Source organism: Pseudoduganella sp. R-43 (assembly GCF_049913255.1).
Lineage (GTDB): Bacteria > Pseudomonadota > Gammaproteobacteria > Burkholderiales > Burkholderiaceae_D > Rugamonas.
In genome coordinates this window covers 140327-159985 of the sequence record NZ_CP183988.1, presented here as the reverse complement: position 1 = coordinate 159985, position 19659 = coordinate 140327, and the positions used below count along the sequence as shown (strand labels likewise).

Genomic DNA, 19659 nt, shown 5'->3' with positions numbered 1-19659 from the left:
GGAGGCAGGGTTAAACGTTCCTGATTTTTTTGAGAAGATCAACGGCGTACGAACAAACCCGCGGCAGATGATCAGATTCGGTCAGGCACTTGTGCCTGACCCAGGTTTACCGGTTTTCAAGGCTGTACCAGATAGCGCCGCGCGGTGCCAATAACCTGCTCGGTGAGTGCATGCGTGAACGGCGTGTCCAGTTCCCACGAGTGCCAGTCCAGTTCCACATCGATGAAACGCCCTGGCAGCAGGTCCACCAGCGCGCCCTGCGACAAGCCCTGCGCCGCCTGCAGATACGGCAGCAGGCCGTAAGCCAGGCCGCCGAACATGGTATCGTTCAAGGCCGTCGACAGCGGCAAGGTGTGATGCGGGAACGGCCGCACATACCCGGCCTCGCGCGCCAGGAATCGCGCCATCAGGTCGCGGTCATGCACCACGGCCGGCGCCAGCGCCAGGGCCTCAACGCCGAATCCATCACCGAACCAATGCGCCGCAAAAGAAGGCGCGGCTACGCATACATGCCGCATGGCGCCCAGGGGCGTCGAGGATGAGCCGGCAGCCGCAGGCGCAGGCACCTCGGCACGCGCAGCCACGCAGCCGAACACTGCGCCTTCGCGCAGCAAATGCAGCGCTACCTCGCGCTCGGCACATTCGACGTCGAGCTGGCAGCGCGGCGGCGACAGCAGCGGGCGCAGGGCCAGGGGCAGCCAGGTCGCCAGGCTGGCGGCATCGACGGCCATCGCAATTTCAGGCATGCTGGTCTCGTGGCCAAGGTCGATGTCGAGTGCCGCTTCCATCAGCTTGACGTTGCGGTAATGCGAGATGAGGCGTTGGCCCAGGCCAGTCGCTTCGGCGGGGGAGCCGCGCACGATCAGCAGCCTGCCTACCGCATCCTCGAGCGCTTTGATACGCTGGGATACGGCCGGCTGGCTGATGCCGAGCGCATTGGCCGCCTTTTCGAAGCTGCCATGGCTGGCAACGGCATCCAGCACCGCCAGCGCGCGGTAGTCCAGATTTTCCATAAGATGTGCTTAATCAAAGCGCGAAAAGATAAGTCATACTAATGCATTACCAATGACGGAGGCAAGATGGAAACCATCCAGTGCGATGTGGCGGTGATCGGCGCCGGTACGGCTGGGCTGAGCGCCTACCGGGCGGCGCGCAACGCCGGCAAGCATGCGGTATTGATCGAGGACGGCCCGCATGGCACCACCTGCGCCCGTGTCGGCTGCATGCCGAGCAAGCTGCTGATTGCTGCGGCCGAGGCGGCGCATGCGGTGCGCGAGGCGCCGGGCTTCGGCGTCCAGCCCGGCGGCCTGAAAGTCGACGGCAAGGCCGTCATGCAGCGCGTACGCAGTGAGCGCGACCGCTTTGTCGGCTTCGTGCTGGAGAATGTGGCGGCCATGCCGGCCGGTGACAAGCTGCATGGGCGTGCGCGATTCACTGCGCCGAATCGCCTGCAGATCGGCGCCAACCTGGAGGTCGCCGCCCAGGCGGTCGTCATCGCCACCGGCTCGCGGCCCGACATCCCGTCGGAATGGGCCGCAGCCGGACCGCGCGTGATCAACAGCGATGCGGTATTCGAATGGACCGACTTGCCGCGCTCCGTGGCGGTGATCGGCGCCGGCGTGATTGGCCTGGAGCTGGGCCAGGCCCTGCACCGGCTCGGCGTGCGCGTGGCGATCATCGCGCGCGGCAGCAGCGTGGCCCAATTGAAGGACCCGCATGTGCTGGCAGCCGCCTCGCAAGCGCTGGGCGAAGAAATGGACCTTCGCTTCCGCACCGAAGTGGCAGGCATCGCGCGCGCCGGCGACGGGCTGGAACTGCGCACGCGCAATACCGAAGGCGAAGAGCGTATCGAGCGTTTCGACTACGTGCTGGTGACCACCGGCCGCACGCCGAACGTTTCCGGCCTTGGCCTCGACCACACCGGGCTGGCGCTGGACAAGAACGGCGTGCCGAAATTCGACCGTTGCACCATGCAGTGCGGCGACAGCTGCATCTTCATCGCCGGCGATGCCAGCGCGGAGATCCCGTTGTTGCCCGAGGCGGCCGACCAGGGCAAGATAGCCGGCGCCAATGCCGCCAGCTATCCCGAGGTGAAGCCGGGACTGCGCCGCACGCCGCTTGCCATCACATTCAGCGAACCGCAGATCGCCACCGTGGGTGAAGGCTACAAGGAGTTGTCGAACGGCCGCGAGCACTTCGCGATCGGCGCCGTCAGCTTCGACGACCAGGGACGCAGCCGCGTCATGCGCCAGAACAAAGGCATGCTGCGGGTGTATGCGGAGTATGGGAGCGGGCGCTTCCTCGGCGCCGAGATGGTGGGGCCGCGTGCGGAGCACATCGGCCACCTGCTGGCCTGGGCACACCAGGCCGGGCTGACCGTGGATCGTATGCTGGACATGCCTTTCTACCATCCGGTAGTGGAGGAAGGCCTGCGCACCGCCCTGCGCGACTTGTCGAAAGAGCTGCAAAAACCGCCGCCCCCGCCCAAGCCGATGCCGAACGATTGCACGCCCGGCTGCTAGATCAGTTCAGGCTCGAATCCAGGCGGCCCTGGCTGGCCAGTTCGCGCAGCACGCGGATGGTGTCGAGGTCCGACTCCTGGTAAGCGGAGCGGCGGAAGTCGTCGTACATGGCGTTGGCGGCATCGGTCGCCGCGTCATGGCCGTCGTCGTACTGGAAGCGCACGTACAGGCGTTCCGGTTGCGGCATCTCGATCGTCATCGTCAGGCTGGAGGCGCTGATGTCCTTCTGCGCCGGCACGTCATAGCGCACCACATAAGGCTCGTGCAGCACCACGTTGTCTTCAATGACCACATCGCCATAGCGCAGGCGGCGGCTGAATCCTGCCGTGGTGCGATCCGAGATTTCCGCTTCGTCCAGGTGCGGAACGAACAGCTTGGGCGACTCCGCGCGCAGCACCAGGCCGCGCCACAACTGCTGGTGGGTGATGGTGTCCATCAGCGGGTTGAGGAGGTCGTTCACTTCTATCAAATGTTCAAATTTCATAACACTTCTGCCTGCTTATTTCGGGGATTGGTACCACTATATTCTGTACAATGCCGGGATGTCCAATGCACCCCAGTTCGGCCTTAACGGCCCACAGAGCGAAGCCGTGCTCTATCTCGACGGCCCTGCCCTCGTACTGGCGGGGGCCGGCTCGGGCAAGACGCGCGTCATTACGCAAAAAATTACCCATATGATCGAGGATCGCGGCTATGACCCGCGCACGATCGCCGCGCTTACCTTTACCAACAAGGCGGCGCTGGAAATGCAGGAGCGCGTCGGCAAGATGCTCAAGCAGCCGCGCCAGGCCAAGCTGCTGACCGTCTGTACCTTTCATTCCCTCGGTGTGCGCATCCTGCGCCAGGAATGCAACCATCTGGGGCTGAAAGACCGTTTTTCAATCATGGACAGCGACGATTGCTACTCGCTGGTCCAGGACTTGGCCATCACGACCGACAAGAACCTGATCCGCAGCATCCAGAACGACATCTCGCTGTGGAAGAACGGCCTGGTGACGCCCGAGGAAGCACTGAAGCAGGCGCAGACCGAGGATGAGGCGCAGTCGGCGCGCATCTACGGCAGCTATATCGCCACGCTGGCTGCCTACCAGGCAGTGGACTTCGATGACTTGATCCGCCTGCCGGTGGAACTGTTCCGCAACCACGACACGGTGCGTGACAAATGGCAGCGCCGCCTGCGCTACCTGATGATCGACGAATACCAGGACACCAATACCTGCCAGTACGAGCTGGTGAAACTGATGGTTACAGGCCTGGGCAAGAAGCCGATGTTCACCGCCGTGGGCGACGACGACCAGGCGATCTACGGCTGGCGCGGCGCGACCATGGAAAACCTGGCGCTGCTGCAGGTCGATTTCCCCGACCTGCGCCTGATCAAGCTGGAACAGAACTACCGCTCCACCACGCGCATCCTGCAGGCGGCCAATGCGGTGATCCAGAACAATCCCAAGCTGTTCGAGAAATCGCTGTGGTCGGAACTGGGTATCGGTGAGCCGATCAAGGTGCATTCGATGCCGAACGAGGAGCAGGAAGCGGAGCAGGTGGCGATCATGATTTCGGCCGACCACTTCGAGCGCAAGAACAAGTGGGCCGATTACGCGATCCTGTATCGCGGCAACCACCAGGCGCGCGTGATCGAACAGGCGTTGCGCACGCAGCGTATTCCGTACACGATTTCCGGCGGCCAGAGTTTCTTCGACAAGGCGGAAATCAAGGACATCATGGCCTACCTGCGCCTGATGGCGAATCCGGACGACGATCCTGCCTTCATCCGCGCGGCCACCACGCCGCGCCGTGGCATCGGCCAGTCCACGCTGGAAGCCCTGGGCTCCTTCTCGGGCAAGTGGCAATGCTCGCTGTTCGAGGCCGTGTTCAAGGGCGGCATCGAGGCAGTGCTGAACGAGCGCCAATTGCGTCCGCTGCAGGACTTCTGCAACTTCATCCTGGAACTGGAATCGCGCGCCACGCGTCCCGGTCCATCGGGCAGCGGCGACAACGCGGCGCAAGTGCTGGACGACCTGATGGAAGGCATGCACTACGAGCACTACCTGTATGACACCTTCGAGGAACGCGCGGCGCAAGGCAAGTGGGACAACGTGACGGACTTCGTCAACTGGCTGAAGGATCGCGGCCGCGGTGGCAAGGACCGCGATGGCGAAGAGAAGAACGTGCTGGAGCTGACCCAGATGGTGGCGCTCATGTCCATGCTGGATGGCAAGGACGAAGAGCCCGACGCGATCCGCATGTCGACGCTGCACGCGTCGAAGGGCCTGGAGTATCCGCATGTATTCCTGGTCGGCGTCGAAGAAGGCATTCTGCCGCACAAGGGCGACCCGGACGCTCCGGTGGAATTGCTGGCCCAGCGCATCGAGGAAGAACGGCGCCTGATGTACGTGGGGATCACGCGCGCGCAGCGCACCTTGCAGCTCACCTGGTGCAAGAAGCGCAAGCGCGGCGGCGAACATGTGCAATGCGACATTTCGCGCTTCATCGCGGAGATGGCGCTGGATGTCGGCACCGCCCCGCCGACGGAATCGGAAGTACTGTCGCCGCGCGAACGCCTGGCGCGTATGAAGGAATTGCTGTCGGCTCCGCGCGACATTAATCCGGCTTGATTAGTGCTAGCATGGGTACTCTTCCTTTTGAAAGGAGGTTCCCATGTTTTCACGCATTTTCCTGCTCGCCATCCTGACGGGTGCTGCGCCTCTCGCAAGCGCTGCGGATGTGGTGACCAAACCGGAAGCCGAGGCGATGGTCAAAAAAGCCATCACCTACCTCAAAGCGAACGGCCGCGAAAAGACCTTCGCCGAAATCGACAAGAAGGATGGCCAGTTTGTGGACCGCGACCTGTACCTGACGGTTTACGGCACCGACGGCGTAGTCCGCGCACACGGCGCCAACGCCAAAATGATCGGCAAGAACCTGATGGAGTTGAAGGACGTCGACGGCAAGGCGTTCGTGAAAGAGCGCGTCGAAATGGCGAAGAAAAAAGTGCCGTTCTGGCAGGATTACAAGTTCAACAATCCTGTCAGCGGCAAGATCGAACCCAAAACCATGTACTGCGTTCCGGAAGAAGACCTGATTCTCTGCGGCGGGGTCTACCTGAAGTAGCGCTGAGCAGCGTCAAGCTGCGGTGTGGTCGGTTACGGCATTCTGGTTGCATAATGACCAACCGGAGATAGCAATATGAATGCCGTTGATCCGCTCATCTATGCCCAACGCCTGACCGCTGCCGGCGTGCCTGCCGAGCAGGCGCAAATTCATGCCGAAATCATTAGGGAAGTCTTGGCTTCCATGGCAATAGACCGCCTGGAGTCCAAAGTCGACAAGGGGCTGGCTGAGCTGAACAACAAGATCGATAACGGGTTGGCCGAGTTGAACACCAAGATCGATAACGGGTTGGCCGAGTTGAACACCAAGATCGATAGCGGGCTGGCCGAGCTGAATACCAAAATCGATCGCACCAAAGCTGAACTTGAAGCCCGGATGGATCGCCTGATCTCCGATCTCAGGAAGGAGCTGATGGCGGAGATCCAGAAATCGAAATGGTCGTGTGTACGCTGGATGTTCGGCATTGCCGTCTCCGTCGGTACCTTGCAAGGGGCGGCCATTGTGATGGCGATGCGATGGCTGGCCTGATGTCGCTCCAGTAAAATACCTGCTTTTTCTTAGGCAGGAGCAGGCCGTGAGCACCGAAGACCGATTCATCGACATTGAAATCAAATTGGCGCACCAGGAAGACCTGGTTGAGTCGCTGAACCAGCGCGTCTACGAGCAGCAGAAGCAGATCGACCAGCTCGAAGCGATGCTGGTGGCCTTGGCTGAGCGTGTGCGCACGACCTCGCAATCCAACCAGACGCCGATCAACGAACCGCCACCGCACTACTGATCCCTGACACTTTACGATACGCAGTGCAGCATGACTTTGCACTGCCGGGTTGCTATTATCGTGCGCTTCGAAACATTACAAAACAGGAGAGAGAATGTTCCGTCCGAAATTGCTGGTGATCGCTGCCAGCCTGGCTGTTGCCGGCCTTGCCAATGCCGCCCTGCCAGCGTCGAATCCTTTTGCAGCTGAATCCACCCTGCCGCTGAACTACCCGGCCTTCGACAAGATCAAGAATGAAGACTACGGTCCTGCCTACGAAGAAGGCATGAAGCAGCAGGCCGCGGAAATTGCCAAGATTGCCAACAACAAGGCCGCGCCGACTTTTGACAACACGATCGTGGCGATGGAACGTTCCGGCCGCCTGCTGGACCGCGTGAGCTCCGTTTTCGGCAACCTGTCCGGCGCCAACACCAATGACGCCTTCGAAGCGCTGAATCGCGATCTGGCGCCGAAGCTGTCGGCGCACAGCGACGCAATTCGCCTGAACGAAAAACTGTACGCCCGCATCAAGACCCTGTACGACAAGCGCGACAAGCTGAAGCTCGATCCAGAATCGAAGCGCTTGCTGGAACGCTATCACACTGATTTTGTGCGCGCCGGCGCCAAGCTGACCGCCGCCGACAAGGAAAAACTGAAGGCCTACAACTCGCAACTGGCCGCCCTGTCCACCACTTTCAGCCAGAACGTGCTGAAGGAAGCCAACGCCTCCGCCCTGGTGGTCGACACCCGCGAAGAACTGGCTGGCATGTCCGACAAGGCCATCGACGCCGCTGCTGCAGCCGCCAAGGCCAAAGGCATGGACGGCAAATTCCTGATCGCCATCGCCAACACCACCGGCCAGGCGCCGCTGGAAGTGCTGACCAATCGCACCACCCGTGAACGCCTGCTGGCTTCCTCGCTGGCGCGCGGCAGCCATGGCGGCGATTTCGACAACCGCGAAGTCGTGCTGAAGATCGCCAAGCTGCGCGCCGAACGCGCTGCGCTGCTGGGCTATTCCTCGCACGCTGCCTACCAGCTGGAAGACCAGACCGCGCACGACACCGACGCCGTCAACAAGCTGCTGGGCGAACTGTCCAAGCCGGCCGTGAACAACGCCCGTAAGGAGTCGGCCGATATCCAGGCCGTGATCGATGCGGAAAAAGGCGGCTTTGCCAACGCGGCGCAGGACTGGGCCTTCTACACCGACAAGGTGCGCCAGGCGCGCTATGCGTTCGACCAGAACCAGCTCAAGCCTTACTTCGAACTGGATAACGTGCTGAAGAATGGCGTGTTTTACGCAGCGACCAAGGTGTACGGCATCACCTTCAAGGAGCGCAAGGACCTGCCGGTGTACCAGCCTGACGTGCGCGTGTTCGACGTGTTCGATGCCGACGGCAAGCAACTGGCGATCTTCCTGGGCGACTTCTACGCACGCAGCAACAAGCGCGGCGGCGCCTGGATGAATGCCTACGTGTCGCAGTCCAAGCTGCTGGGCACCAAGCCGGTGGTGGCCAACCACCTGAACATCCCCAAGCCGGCGGCCGGCGAGCCGACCTTGCTGACCTATGACGAAGCGCGCACCCTTTTCCACGAGTTCGGCCACGCGCTGCACGGCATGTTCTCCGACGTGAAGTACCCGCGCTTTGCCGGCACCCGCGTGCCGCGCGACTTCGTGGAATTCCCTTCGCAGGTCAACGAGATGTGGATGACCTGGCCGGAAATCCTGAACAACTACGCCAAGCATTACCAGACCGGCGCGCCAATGCCGAAGGAACTGCTGGACAAGGTGCAGGCGTCGGCCAAGTTCAACGAAGGCTTCCGCACCACCGAATACCTGGCCGCTTCGATCCTGGACCAGCGCTGGCACCAACTGCCGGCAGACAAGATCCCGACCGACGTGCTGGGCTTCGAATCGTCGGTGCTGAAGGATGCGGGCGTTGATTTCGCACCGGTGCCGCCACGCTACCGCACCACCTACTTCTCGCACGTGTTCGCGGGCGGCTACTCGGCGGGCTACTACGGCTACCTGTGGTCGGAGAAGCTGGACGCCGATACGGTTGAATGGTTCACCGAGAACGGCGGCATGCAGCGCAAGAACGGCGACCACTTCCGCAAAGCCCTGCTGTCCAAGGGCGGCACGATGGATGCGATGCAGATGTACCGCGAGTTCCGCGGCCGCGATGCAAAGATCGATCCGCTGCTGGAACGTCGCGGCTTGAAGGCCAACTAACGAACCCTGACACCGCTGAAACTCTTGATCCATCCATGGTAGGCAGCTTTAAGCTACTGCCATGGACCATATCGAATTCGTAAGCAGCCTCGAAGCCTGCACCCTCCCTCCGGAGCATTTCAACCACGCCGGCCATGTGCGGCTGGCGTGCCACTACCTCGCACAGCATCCGCTTGACGAGGCTATCGTGCGCACTTGCGCAACGATCCGCAGCTACGCCGCCGCCTGGACCTCCCTCGGCCTCGGTGCGCCCGAAATTGAGCACATCCGTAGCTGGTCACGACGGATGGGTGTATAAAGAGGGATAGCCACTTCACCGGGGAAAGGGATCATGGACACCAAGCTGAAGGAGACTCTGCGCCAATTGCACGCCACGCTGGCCCACCACGGCCCGGTCGATGAGGAATTGCAAAGCCTGTTGCGCCAGCTCGATGGCGACATCAAGCTGATCCTCGACCAGCCGCCGGAACAGGAAGGCGGCACCTCCACCTACGGCCTGGCCGAACGCACTCAGGAAATCACCGCCAAATTTGCTGCCAAACACCCGGCATTGGAGCCTACCTTGCGCGAACTGACGCGAATTCTGGGAAATATGGGAATATAAAATCAATGGGCTCAGGTCCGGATATGCGACACGCACGGCGTGTTGCGTGTGCGGCCCTGACGCGCCACTGGCTAAGAGAAAGGCGGGCCGCAGCCCGCCTTTGGTATGGAACCCGGGGTTTTACCGGCTGTCCGGCCGGCCCCCGGGAGGCTAGCCTTATGGGAAGGCCAGCATGGGCGGTTCTTCACCGCCAAAGTTGAAGTCAGGATGACGTTTGGCGATCATTTCCTCGATTTCCTTCATGCGCCGCACTGGCACGTCTACCATCATCAAAACCTGACCTTGTTCAATACGCTCTGAATACTGCTCCAGCTTCTTGTTGGGGACGGCCGCTGCATTCATGCCGCTCGCCCAGCCGCCGAACAGTGCACCGCCCAGCGTGACCAGCAAGATGGTCATGGTGCGCAGGGTCAGCCCTTCGGGTGGGAAAACGACCAGGAAGATGCCGGCGCACAGCCCCACAATCCCGCCGATGCCTATCCCCAGCTTGGCGCCGTGGATCAGGTCCGTTCTGAGCAGGAAATTGCAATCTGGCATGTCATCGGGCAGGGTGCCCTCTTTTGCCATGAAGTGGATATGCCGTTCTTCGATGCGTGCCAGCAGCAGTTCGTCCAGTTCTGCGCGGGCGGCTTTTACATTGGGAAGCATGTAGTACAGTCTGCGTCGCATGATGTCGCTCCATGGAAGACGTTGTATACCCGTTATAGCAAAAATGTCACGATGTTCAATGTGTATTACCCAAACCGCCTTGCCGGAACGTCACAAGTTACTGAAACTTAAAGGATTTTTGCAGGCCGAGGCGGGCGCTGGCCGGTGATTTCCGGTACAATGCCGGGATGAATCCCCCAACCAATCTTTTCGCGGCCGTCGCCAAGCGGTCTGCACGTGCTTCTGCTGCGCCTTTCCTTCCCATGTCCCGCGCCGAAATGGACGCCCTGGGCTGGGACCAGTGCGACGTCATCCTGGTGACCGGCGACGCCTATATCGACCACCCGAGCTTCGGCATGGCCCTGGTCGGCCGCCTGCTGGAATCGCAAGGCTACCGCGTTGGCATCATCGCCCAGCCGGACTGGCACAACGTGGAATCGTTCCGCGTGCTGGGCAAGCCGCGCCTGTACTTCGGCATTACCGCCGGCAATATGGACTCCATGGTCAACCGCTATACGGCCGACCGCAAGATCCGCTCCGACGACGCCTACACCCCGAACGCCGAGCCGAACAAGCGTCCTGACCGCGCCGTGACCGTGTACGCCCAGAAGTCCCGCGAAGCCTTCCCCGGCACGCCGATCGTCATCGGCTCCATCGAAGCCTCGCTGCGCCGCATCGCCCATTACGACTACTGGTCGGACAAGGTGCGCAAGTCGGTGCTGACCGAGTCCAAGGCCGACCTGCTCATCTTCGGTAACGCCGAACGCGCGCTGGTCGACCTGACCCGCCGCCTCGACATGGGCGAAAAGATCAAGGAGATCAAGGACCTGCGCGGAACTGCCTTCCTGGTGCCGCACGGCTGGCTGCCGTCCGACGAGTGGGCGGTGCATAACTCGAATCGTGTCGACGTGCCGGGCCGCGTCGACCCGCATCCCGATCCTTACGCCATGGCGAAGGAAGACAAGAAGGAGTGCGCCACCGAGAACGCCGTGCCCGAACCTGTCGTCAAGCCGGTCATCATCATGACCCGCGAAGAACGCCTGGCAGCAGCCAAGGAAAAGCACAACAAGACCGTGGTGCGCCTGCCATCCTACGAGGTGGTGAAGGAAGACCCGGTCATGTACGCCCACGCCTCGCGCGTGTTCCACCTCGAATCCAACCCGGGCAATGCGCGCGCGCTGGTGCAGCAGCACGGCGACCGCGACGTGTGGATGAACCCTCCGCCGCTGCCGCTGGCCATGGACGAAATGGATGGCGTGTACGACATGGAATACTCGCGCGCCCCGCACCCAAGCTACGGCAACGCCAATATCCCGGCCTGGGAAATGATCCGCTTCTCGGTCAACATCATGCGCGGCTGCTTCGGCGGCTGCACCTTCTGCTCGATCACCGAGCACGAAGGCCGCATCATCCAGAGCCGTTCCGAGCCGTCCATCCTGCGCGAGATCGAGCATATCCGCGACAAGACCAAGGGCTTTACCGGCATCATCTCCGACCTGGGCGGCCCGACCGCGAACATGTATCGCCTGTCGTGCAAGGACAAGTCGATCGAGGAAACCTGCCGCCGCCTGTCCTGCGTCTACCCGTCGATCTGCGTCAACCTGGGCACCGACCACAGCAAGCTGATCCAGCTGTACCGCAAGGCGCGCGAGATCAAGGGCGTGAAGAAGATCCTGATCCAGTCCGGCCTGCGCTACGACCTGGCCGTGCGCTCCCCGGAATACGTGAAAGAGCTGGTGACCCACCACGTGGGCGGCCTGCTGAAGATCGCGCCCGAGCACACGGAAACCAATGTGCTGAGCAAGATGATGAAGCCGGGCATCGGCGCCTACGACGAATTCAAGGCGATGTTCGAGAAGTACTCGCTGGAAGCGGGCAAGAAGCAGTACCTGATCCCTTACTTCATCGCCGCCCACCCGGGCACGACGGACGAGGACATGCTGAACCTGGCCCTGTGGCTGAAGAAGAACAACTTCCGCCTGGACCAGGTGCAGACCTTCATGCCGACCCCGATGGCGATGGCATCGGCCATGTACCACTCGCGCAAGAACCCGCTGCACAAGGTCACCGAGAATTCGGAAAACGTGGAAACCCCGCGCACGCTGAAGCAGCGCCAGGCGCACAAGGCCTTCCTGCGCTACTACGATCCGAAGAACTGGCCGATCCTGCGCGAGACCCTGCGCCGCATGGGACGTGGCGACCTGATCGGCGATGGCGAACGCCACCTGATCCCGCCATACCGCGTCGGCGAAGAGAACTTCAAGGCCTCGTCCGGCAAGCGCGCCATGCCGATGCTGGCTCCTGGCCAGCAGAAGCGCGGCGCCGGCCTGCCTCCTCCGGCCCATATCGGCCGCGGCGGCAAGCCGAATGCCCTGACCGGTTCGATGACGGCCCGCGCCACGGTGGAAACCAAGGCCCGTCCATCCATCCTCGACACTATCAAGGTCAAACCCAAGGCCGCCCCGGCCAAGACTGGCGGCCGCCCGGGTCGTAAGTAAAACGCTAACGTGCTATCACCTGCTGCAATTCCATAGGACTTTGCAGCAGGAAAGCCACACTTCGGCGCGCTGTGTACGGCGAAGCGGATACAATCGGCTGGTAGACTCTGCCAACTTTGTATCCGGACGATAACGTGCCCCAATTCCTGGCCGGCCTGTTCATATTTCTGTTGCTGTCGACACCTGCGCCATGGGTGCAGGCGCAGGAGCGCGTCACGCTGCAACTGAAGCACAGCCACCAGTTCCAGTTTGCCGGCTATTACGCCGCGCTGGAAAAAGGCTATTACCGTGATGCCAGCCTCGATGTGCAACTGCTGGAAGGCAGCGACGGCAATGAACCGGAACGCGCCGTGCTCGACGGCCGTGCCCAGTACGGCGTTGCCAGCAGCAGCCTGCTGCTGGCGCGGCTGTCCGGCAAGCCGCTGGTGGTGCTGGCGGTCGTTTTCCAGCATTCTCCTTATGCGCTGGCGATGCGCCAGACCGGCCCGGCGCCGGATATCCGCAGCATCATCGGCAAGCGCGTGATGATCGGCTCCCTGACCGATGAACTGACCCAGGCCGACGAAGTCATGGCCTACCTGCGCAAGGAAGGCATCGCCAACAACCAGCTGGTGCGGGTGGAGCACAGCTTCAATCCGGACGACCTGGTGAAGGGGAGGGTCGACGCCATGTCGATCTATGTGACCAATGAGCCGGACTATCTTGACCGACTTGGCTTCCCATACGACATCTATAGCCCGCGTGCAGCCGGCATTGATTTTTACGGCGACAACCTGTTCACCAGTGAAGAGGAAATCAAGAACCATCCGGATCGCGTGCGCGCCTTCCGTGCCGCCAGCATGCGCGGCTGGCAGTACGCCATGAGCCACCAGGAAGAAATCGTCGACCTGATCCTCAACAAGTATTCGCGCCAGCACGACCGCATGCACTTGCTGTACGAGGCGCGCCAGATGGTGCCGCTGGTGCAGCCGGTGCTGGTGGAAATCGGCTACATGAACCCGGACCGCTGGCAGCATATCGCCGACGTCTACACGGAACTGGGCATGCTGCCCAAAGGCGCCACTTGGGCCGGCTTCATGTACAACGCCGATCCCGGTTCGGACCTGACCTGGCTGTACCGTGTGCTCGGCGTGGCTGCAGGCTTGCTGGTGCTGGGCGCCATGATTCACTTCTCGCTGCTGGCGCGCGAGCGCACGCGCGCCGAGGAAACCATCCGCAAGGGCGAGCAGCGTTTCCGCACCATGTTCGAGGCGGCGCCGATGGGCATTGCCCTGATCGATTCGAGCGGCGGCCAGTTCCGCGACGTCAATCCGCGCTTCGCCGAGATTGCGGGACGCTCGGCGCAAGAGATGCGTCATAGCCGCTGGCTGGAAATCTGCCATCCGGACGATGTGGCCCCGGAACAGGAAAAGATGGCGCAGCTGGCCGCGCAGCAGATTGCCGGCTTCAAGATGGAGACGCGCCTGGTGCGTCCCGACGGCCGCATCGTGTGGGTGGAGGCCTCGATCAACGCGGTGGGGACGGAGAGCCAGCCGCACCACCTGTGCATGATCGAAGACATTACTGACAAGAAGGAAACTGAAGCGCTGATCTGGCAGCAGGCCAACTTCGACACGCTGACGCAGTTGCCGAACCGGCGCATGTTCCTCGACCGGCTGCAGCACGATATTCTGAAATCGCGCCGCGACGGCACCCGCATCGCCATCCTGTTCATCGACCTTGACCACTTCAAGGAAGTCAACGACACCCTGGGCCACCACCAGGGCGACGTGCTGCTGGTGGAGGCGGCGCGCCGCATCGGCGCCTGCGTGCGCCAGTCCGACACCGTATCCCGCCTGGGCGGCGACGAGTTCACCGTGATCCTGCCGGAGCTGTCGGAAGTCGACCGGGTGGAGGACATTGCCCAGCACATCATCGACAGCCTGCGCATGCCGTTCCAGCTGGGGCAGGAGCAAGCCTTTGTCTCGGCCTCGATCGGCATCACCATTTACCCGGACGATGCCGGCAATATGGACGACTTGCTGAAGCATGCCGACCAGGCCATGTACGCCGCCAAGGGCGCGGGCCGCAACCGCTTCAGCTACTTCACGCCGGCCTTGCAGGTGGCCGCGCTGAACCGCATGCGCCTGACCAACGACTTGCGCGGCGCGCTGAAAGGCAACCAGCTCAAGCTGTACTTCCAGCCCATCGTGCATCTCCAGACCGGCAAGATCCACAAGGCCGAAGCGCTGATCCGCTGGGAGCATCCGCAGCGTGGCATGGTCAGCCCGCTGGAGTTCATCCCGCTGGCTGAATCAAGCGGCCTGATCGTCGGTATCGGTGAATGGGTGTTCCGCGAGTCGGCGCAATGGGTCAAGCGCTGGCGCGAGGAAGTGCACCCCGGCTTCCAGGTCAGCCTGAACCAGTCGCCGATGGAATTCCAGCGCGAACGGGCCACCTACGCCGATTGGCTGGCCTACCTGCAGCAGCTCGGCGTGCCGGGTGAAAGCATCGTGGTGGAAATCACGGAAGGCCTGCTGCTGGACGCCAACACCAGCGTCACCGACAAGCTGCTGCAACTGCGCGACGCCGGCATCCAGGTCGCACTGGACGATTTCGGTACCGGCTATTCCTCGCTGTCCTACCTGAAGAAGTTTGACATCGACTATCTCAAGATCGACCGCAGCTTCACCCGCAACCTGGCGCCCGATTCAAGCGACATGGCCTTGTCCGACGCGATCATCGTTATGGCTCACAAGCTTGGACTGAACGTGATCGCCGAAGGGGTGGAAACCACCGAACAGCGCGACCTGCTGGCCGGCGCCGGCTGCGACTACGGCCAGGGCTACCTGTTCGCCCGTCCCCTGCCCGCCGCAGACTTCGACGCCATGCTGCACCAGCAATCGATCCCCACCGCCGCAACCCCGCACGCCACTGCCGCTTGATTGGGCCGTACTTGACTCAAGTCAAAGCCAAGCCATATCACGAAAACCTATAGTTACTTCCGAACCAACCAAGGGGTAACGAAATGGGAAAAGAAAAACAGGTGTATATGGCCGGCGCCGGCATCGGCAACCTGGCGGCGGCGGCTTTCATGCTCCGCGATGGAAAAATGCGCGGTGACCAGATTCATATTTACGAATCGCTGGGCGTGGCAGGCGGCAGCCTGGATGGCGCGGGCAACGCGAAGGATGGTTACCGCCTGCGCGGCGGCCGCATGCTGACGACCGATAACTACGAATGCACCTGGGACCTGTTCGCCTCGATTCCGTCGCTGGTCCACCCTGGACAGTCGGTGCTCGATGAGACGCTGGCATTCAACGAACTGCATCAGTCGCACTCGCAAGCGCGCCTGGTTGACCGCAACCGCCATAAAGTGGATGTGACATCGATGGGCTTCAGCCTGCGCGACAGGATGGAGCTGCTCAAGCTGCACGAAGCGGATGAAGCGGCGTTGGGCAATTCCCCCATCACCGATCACCTGTCGCCGGCATTTTTCGAAACGCCGTTCTGGTACATGTGGGCCACCACCTTCGCCTTCCAGCCTTGGCACAGTGCGGTGGAATTCAAGCGCTACCTGCATCGCTTCATGAAGGAGTTCTCGCGCATCGAAACGCTGGCCGGCGTCAAGCGCACCGTGTACAACCAGTACGACTCGCTGGTCCGTCCTTTGCAGGTATGGCTGGCGCAGCAGGGCGCGCGTATTGAAACCGGTTGCACCGTCACCGACATCAAGCTGGAAGACGGCAAGGACGCATTGGTGGTGCATGCAATCGAGCTCGAACGGGACGGCCAGCGCGAACTGCTACCGGTTACCCCTGACGACCTGGTGTTCTTCCAGAACGGCTCGATGACGGACGCCTCCAGTTTCGGCAGCATGGACTCTGCGCCGCCGCGTCTTGACCGCTACCAGAGTGGCGGCTGGAAGCTGTGGGAGCGCCTGGCGGAAGGCAGGCCGGAGCTTGGCAATCCAGCTGCGTTCAACCGCAATATCCAGCAATCGTGGTGGGAATCGTTCACGGTCACGCTGCATGATTCCATCTTCTTCGACCAGATGCAGGCCTTCAGCGGCAACGTCGCCGGTACTGGCGGCCTGGTGACCTTCAAGGATTCCAACTGGTTGATGTCCGTCGTGCTGGCGCACCAGCCGCACTTCGCCGATCAACCGGCCGACATAAAAGTCTTCTGGGGCTACGCCTTGCATCCGGACCGCGTCGGCAATTTCGTCGCCAAGCCGATGGCCGACTGCACCGGCGAAGAGATTTTGCGCGAACTGGCGGGACACCTGAACTTCGAACCTGAAGTCTTCGCCCAGGCCAATTGCATTCCTTGCCGCATGCCCTACATCACCAGCATGTTCATGCCGCGCCATTACAGCGACCGGCCATTGCCGGTGCCAATCGGCTCGCGCAATCTCGCCCTGGTCAGCCAGTTCGTCGAAGTACCGGACGACGTGGTGTTCACGGTCGAGTACTCGGTGCGCGCAGCACAAATGGCGGTATACCAGCTGCTTGGTATCGAGCGCGAGATCCCGCCGATCAAGCGCCACGACAAGACGCTGGAAGTGATGCTGGCCGCGCTGGTCAAGGCAGCCTGATACAGACGGGCGGGCGGCGGATTGGGGAATCCTTGACCTGGCTCAAGGATTTTTCAGTCGCGCCCGCGCAAGATGCCGGCTATGAATCTCGCAAACTCACTCTTGCACGCGCTGGCTGATCACGGCGCGCGTGAAGTCTTTGGCATCCCCGGAGACTTCGTCCTTGCCTTCTTCGAACAAATTGAGAAATCTGGCGTCCTGCCCCTCTACACGCTGAGCCACGAGCCGGGCGTGGGTTTTGCAGCCGATGGGGCGGCACGCTACCACGGGCGCATAAGCGTGGCGGCGGTGACCTATGGTGCGGGGGCACTCAATATGGTCAACGCCGTCGCGGGCGCTTACGCAGAAAAGGTGCCAATGGTGGTGATCTCCGGCGCGCCGGGCACCAATGAACGCCGCAATGGATTCCTGCTGCACCACCAGGTCAAGCACCTGGACTCGCAAATGGCGATCTTCCGCGAGATCACCTGCGACCAGTGCGTGCTGGACGACCCCCAGCGCGCGCCGGAAGATATCGCCCGGGTGCTGCGCAGTGCGATCACGCATTCGCGTCCGGTCTACATCGAGCTGCCGCGCGACCTGGTGCATGCGCCTTGCGCGCGGGTGCACGCCCTGCCGGCGCCTGTGCATGATGCGGATGCCCTGGCAGCCTGCGTGGAAGAAGTGTTGGCCCGCCTGGAGCGCGCCGCGCGCCCCGTGCTGATGGTCGACATCGAGATCCGCCGCTTCGGCCTGGAGAGCAAGGTCGCGCAGCTGGCTGCCAAGCTGCAGGTGCCGGTCGTGACCTGCTTCATGGGCCGAGGACTGCTGGCCAGCGAGCCGGAAGCACCGCTGCTCGGCACCTACCTCGGCGTCGCCGGCGCACCGGAAGTCACCGAAGCCGTGGAAGGTTCGGACGCCCTGTTGATGCTGGGCGTGATCCTCTCCGACACCAATTTCGGCGTGCAGCGCGAACGCATCGACCTGCGCAAGTGCATGCTGGCGCTGGACGGCGACGTCACCCTCGGCTATCACACCTACCACGACATCCCGCTGGAAGCACTGGTGGACGGCCTGCTGGCCCATGCCAAGCCCTTGCGCGCCGATGCTGCCCTGCGCGGTGAGCGCACCGCCTATCCATGCGACCTGCCTGCGGACGACAACCCGCTGGTGCCGCGCGACGTGGCGAGCGCCATCAACGACATGATGCGCAAGCACGGCCGCATGACAATCGCCTCCGACATCGGCGATTGCCTGTTCACCGCGCTGGATATCGAGAACACCGACCTGCTGGCGCCCGGCTACTACGCCACCATGGGTTACGGCGTGCCGGCCGCCTTTGGCTTGCAGGCAGCCGGTGGTGAGCGCCCGCTGGTGCTGGTCGGCGACGGCGCCTTCCAGATGACCGGCTGGGAGCTGGGCAACTGCCAGCGCTACGGCCTGGACCCGATCGTGGTTATCTTCAACAACTGCAGCTGGGAGATGCTGCGCGCCTTCCAGCCGCAATCCGGCTTCTGCGACTTGAGCGACTGGCGCTTTGCCGACATGGCGCAAGCCTTGGGCGGCGACGGTTACCGCGTCACCACGCGCGCCGAACTGGCGGCGGCACTGGAAAGCGCCGTGCAGCAGCGCGGACGCTTCCAGCTGGTGGAAGTGATGCTGCCGCGCGGCGGCCAGTCCGAGACCCTGGCCCGCTTCGTCAACGGCGTACGCCGCCTGCAGGGAAACAAAGCATGATCGAACTCGTTTGTCCCGCCGGCAGCTTGCCGGCATTGAAAGCTGCTGTCGATAACGGCGCCGATAGCGTCTACCTCGGCTTCCGCGACGCCACCAATGCCCGCAATTTCGCCGGCTTGAATTTCGATGAAGCCGCGATTGCTGAAGGCATCCGTTATGCGCACCAGCGTGGCCGCAAAGTACTGCTGGCGCTGAACACTTATCCGCAAGCGGCCAACTGGCAGCTGTGGCGCGAAGCAGTCGACCGCGCCGCCGGCGCCGGGATCGACGCCATCATCCTGGCCGACCCGGGCTTGATGGAATACGCCCGCAACAAGCATCCTGGCTTGCGCCTGCACTTGTCAGTGCAAGGCTCCGCCACCAACTACGAGGCGATCAACTTCTACCACGAGCAGTTCGGCATTTCGCGCGCCGTGCTGCCGCGGGTGCTGTCGATGCAGCAGGTCGAGCACCTGATCCGCCACGTGAAAACCGAGATCGAGGTCTTCGGTTTCGGCAGCCTGTGTGTGATGGTGGAAGGCCGCTGCGCCTTGTCGTCCTACGCCACCGGCGAATCGCCCAATACGGCCGGCGTTTGCTCGCCCGCCAAGGCAGTACGCTGGCAGCAGACACCGAAAGGCCTGGAATCGCGCCTGAACGGCGTCCTGATCGACCGCTACCAGCCGGACGAAAACGCCAGCTACCCCACGCTGTGCAAGGGACGCTTCGAAGTGGAAGGCGAAACCTATTACGCGATCGAGGAACCGGCCAGCCTGAATACCATGGAGCTGCTGCCGCAACTGGTGCAGATGGGCGTCAAGGCGATCAAGATCGAAGGCCGCCAGCGCAGTCCCGCCTACGTGGCGCAAGTGACGCAAGCCTGGCGCTCGGCGATCGATGCCTGCGGCGACGGCAAGCGGCGCTTCGCCATCCACCCGAGCTGGAGTGCCGCGCTGGACCGCGTGGCGGAAGGCCAGCAGCACACCCTGGGCGCCTATCACCGCAAATGGAAATGAGT

At 62.4% G+C, this 19659-nt stretch carries 16 protein-coding genes; 13 read left to right on the top strand and 3 right to left on the bottom strand.

Annotated features, from left to right (window positions below; translation table 11 throughout):
* Positions 1 to 116 precede the first annotated feature (116 nt).
* The gene (locus ACN9M3_RS00685; protein ID WP_426319934.1) at positions 117 to 1013 is read right to left on the bottom strand and encodes an ArgP/LysG family DNA-binding transcriptional regulator; all 897 of its coding nucleotides are present in this window, start codon (positions 1011 to 1013) and stop codon (positions 117 to 119) included.
* Positions 1014 to 1079: 66 nt separating this feature from the next.
* On the opposite strand from ACN9M3_RS00685, the gene ACN9M3_RS00680 reads away from it, so the two are divergent.
* Entirely contained in the window at positions 1080 to 2522 is a 1443-nt protein-coding gene (locus ACN9M3_RS00680; RefSeq protein ID WP_426166589.1) for a dihydrolipoyl dehydrogenase, read from the top strand.
* Position 2523: 1 nt separating this feature from the next.
* Here the strand turns inward: ACN9M3_RS00680 and ACN9M3_RS00675 are convergent, their stop codons facing one another.
* On the bottom strand, positions 2524 to 3006 hold the full coding sequence (locus ACN9M3_RS00675) for an AtaL-like protein (RefSeq protein WP_426166587.1): 483 nt from the start codon (positions 3004 to 3006) through the stop codon (positions 2524 to 2526).
* A gap of 58 nt (positions 3007 to 3064) precedes the next feature.
* Here ACN9M3_RS00675 and ACN9M3_RS00670 point away from each other — a divergent pair, with 58 nt between their 5' ends.
* From ACN9M3_RS00670 to ACN9M3_RS00640, 7 genes are all read left to right on the top strand, one after another.
* Positions 3065 to 5137: a UvrD-helicase domain-containing protein gene (locus ACN9M3_RS00670; RefSeq protein WP_426166585.1), complete on the top strand. Its 2073-nt coding sequence runs from the start codon at positions 3065 to 3067 to the stop codon at positions 5135 to 5137.
* A gap of 43 nt (positions 5138 to 5180) precedes the next feature.
* On the top strand, positions 5181 to 5633 hold the full coding sequence (locus ACN9M3_RS00665; protein ID WP_426166583.1) for a cache domain-containing protein: 453 nt from the start codon (positions 5181 to 5183) through the stop codon (positions 5631 to 5633).
* Between the two features lie 75 nt (positions 5634 to 5708).
* A complete protein-coding gene (locus ACN9M3_RS00660; protein WP_426319930.1) occupies positions 5709 to 6161 on the top strand; it encodes a hypothetical protein in 453 nt (150 codons plus the stop codon).
* 46 nt (positions 6162 to 6207) lie between these two features.
* Complete coding sequence (locus tag ACN9M3_RS00655) at positions 6208 to 6411, top strand: SlyX family protein (RefSeq protein WP_426166579.1); 204 nt, start codon at positions 6208 to 6210, stop codon at positions 6409 to 6411.
* A gap of 94 nt (positions 6412 to 6505) precedes the next feature.
* On the top strand, positions 6506 to 8620 hold the full coding sequence (locus tag ACN9M3_RS00650) for a M3 family metallopeptidase (protein WP_426319928.1): 2115 nt from the start codon (positions 6506 to 6508) through the stop codon (positions 8618 to 8620).
* Between the two features lie 61 nt (positions 8621 to 8681).
* Complete coding sequence (locus ACN9M3_RS00645) at positions 8682 to 8918, top strand: hypothetical protein (protein WP_426319926.1); 237 nt, start codon at positions 8682 to 8684, stop codon at positions 8916 to 8918.
* Positions 8919 to 8951: 33 nt separating this feature from the next.
* The gene (locus ACN9M3_RS00640; protein ID WP_426319924.1) at positions 8952 to 9224 is read left to right on the top strand and encodes a DUF4404 family protein; all 273 of its coding nucleotides are present in this window, start codon (positions 8952 to 8954) and stop codon (positions 9222 to 9224) included.
* A 156-nt stretch (positions 9225 to 9380) separates the two neighbouring features.
* Here the strand turns inward: ACN9M3_RS00640 and ACN9M3_RS00635 are convergent, their stop codons facing one another.
* The gene (locus ACN9M3_RS00635; RefSeq protein ID WP_426166575.1) at positions 9381 to 9893 is read right to left on the bottom strand and encodes a DUF1269 domain-containing protein; all 513 of its coding nucleotides are present in this window, start codon (positions 9891 to 9893) and stop codon (positions 9381 to 9383) included.
* A 242-nt stretch (positions 9894 to 10135) separates the two neighbouring features.
* On the opposite strand from ACN9M3_RS00635, the gene ACN9M3_RS00630 reads away from it, so the two are divergent.
* The 5 genes from ACN9M3_RS00630 to ubiU all read left to right on the top strand — a co-directional run bounded on the left by ACN9M3_RS00630 (position 10136) and on the right by ubiU (position 19657).
* Positions 10136 to 12370: a YgiQ family radical SAM protein gene (locus tag ACN9M3_RS00630; RefSeq protein ID WP_426319922.1), complete on the top strand. Its 2235-nt coding sequence runs from the start codon at positions 10136 to 10138 to the stop codon at positions 12368 to 12370.
* A gap of 134 nt (positions 12371 to 12504) precedes the next feature.
* A complete protein-coding gene (locus tag ACN9M3_RS00625) occupies positions 12505 to 15294 on the top strand; it encodes an EAL domain-containing protein (protein ID WP_426319920.1) in 2790 nt (929 codons plus the stop codon).
* Between the two features lie 83 nt (positions 15295 to 15377).
* Positions 15378 to 16946, top strand: a complete 1569-nt coding sequence (locus ACN9M3_RS00620; protein WP_426319918.1) for an oleate hydratase — start codon at positions 15378 to 15380, stop codon at positions 16944 to 16946.
* 81 nt (positions 16947 to 17027) lie between these two features.
* Positions 17028 to 18662, top strand: coding sequence for an indolepyruvate/phenylpyruvate decarboxylase (gene ipdC, locus ACN9M3_RS00615; RefSeq protein ID WP_426319916.1), 1635 nt, complete (start codon positions 17028 to 17030; stop codon positions 18660 to 18662).
* Positions 18659 to 19657, top strand: a complete 999-nt coding sequence (ubiU, locus tag ACN9M3_RS00610) for a ubiquinone anaerobic biosynthesis protein UbiU (protein WP_426166565.1) — start codon at positions 18659 to 18661, stop codon at positions 19655 to 19657. Before ipdC ends, ubiU begins: the two co-directional genes overlap by 4 nt.
* Positions 19658 to 19659 lie beyond the last annotated feature (2 nt).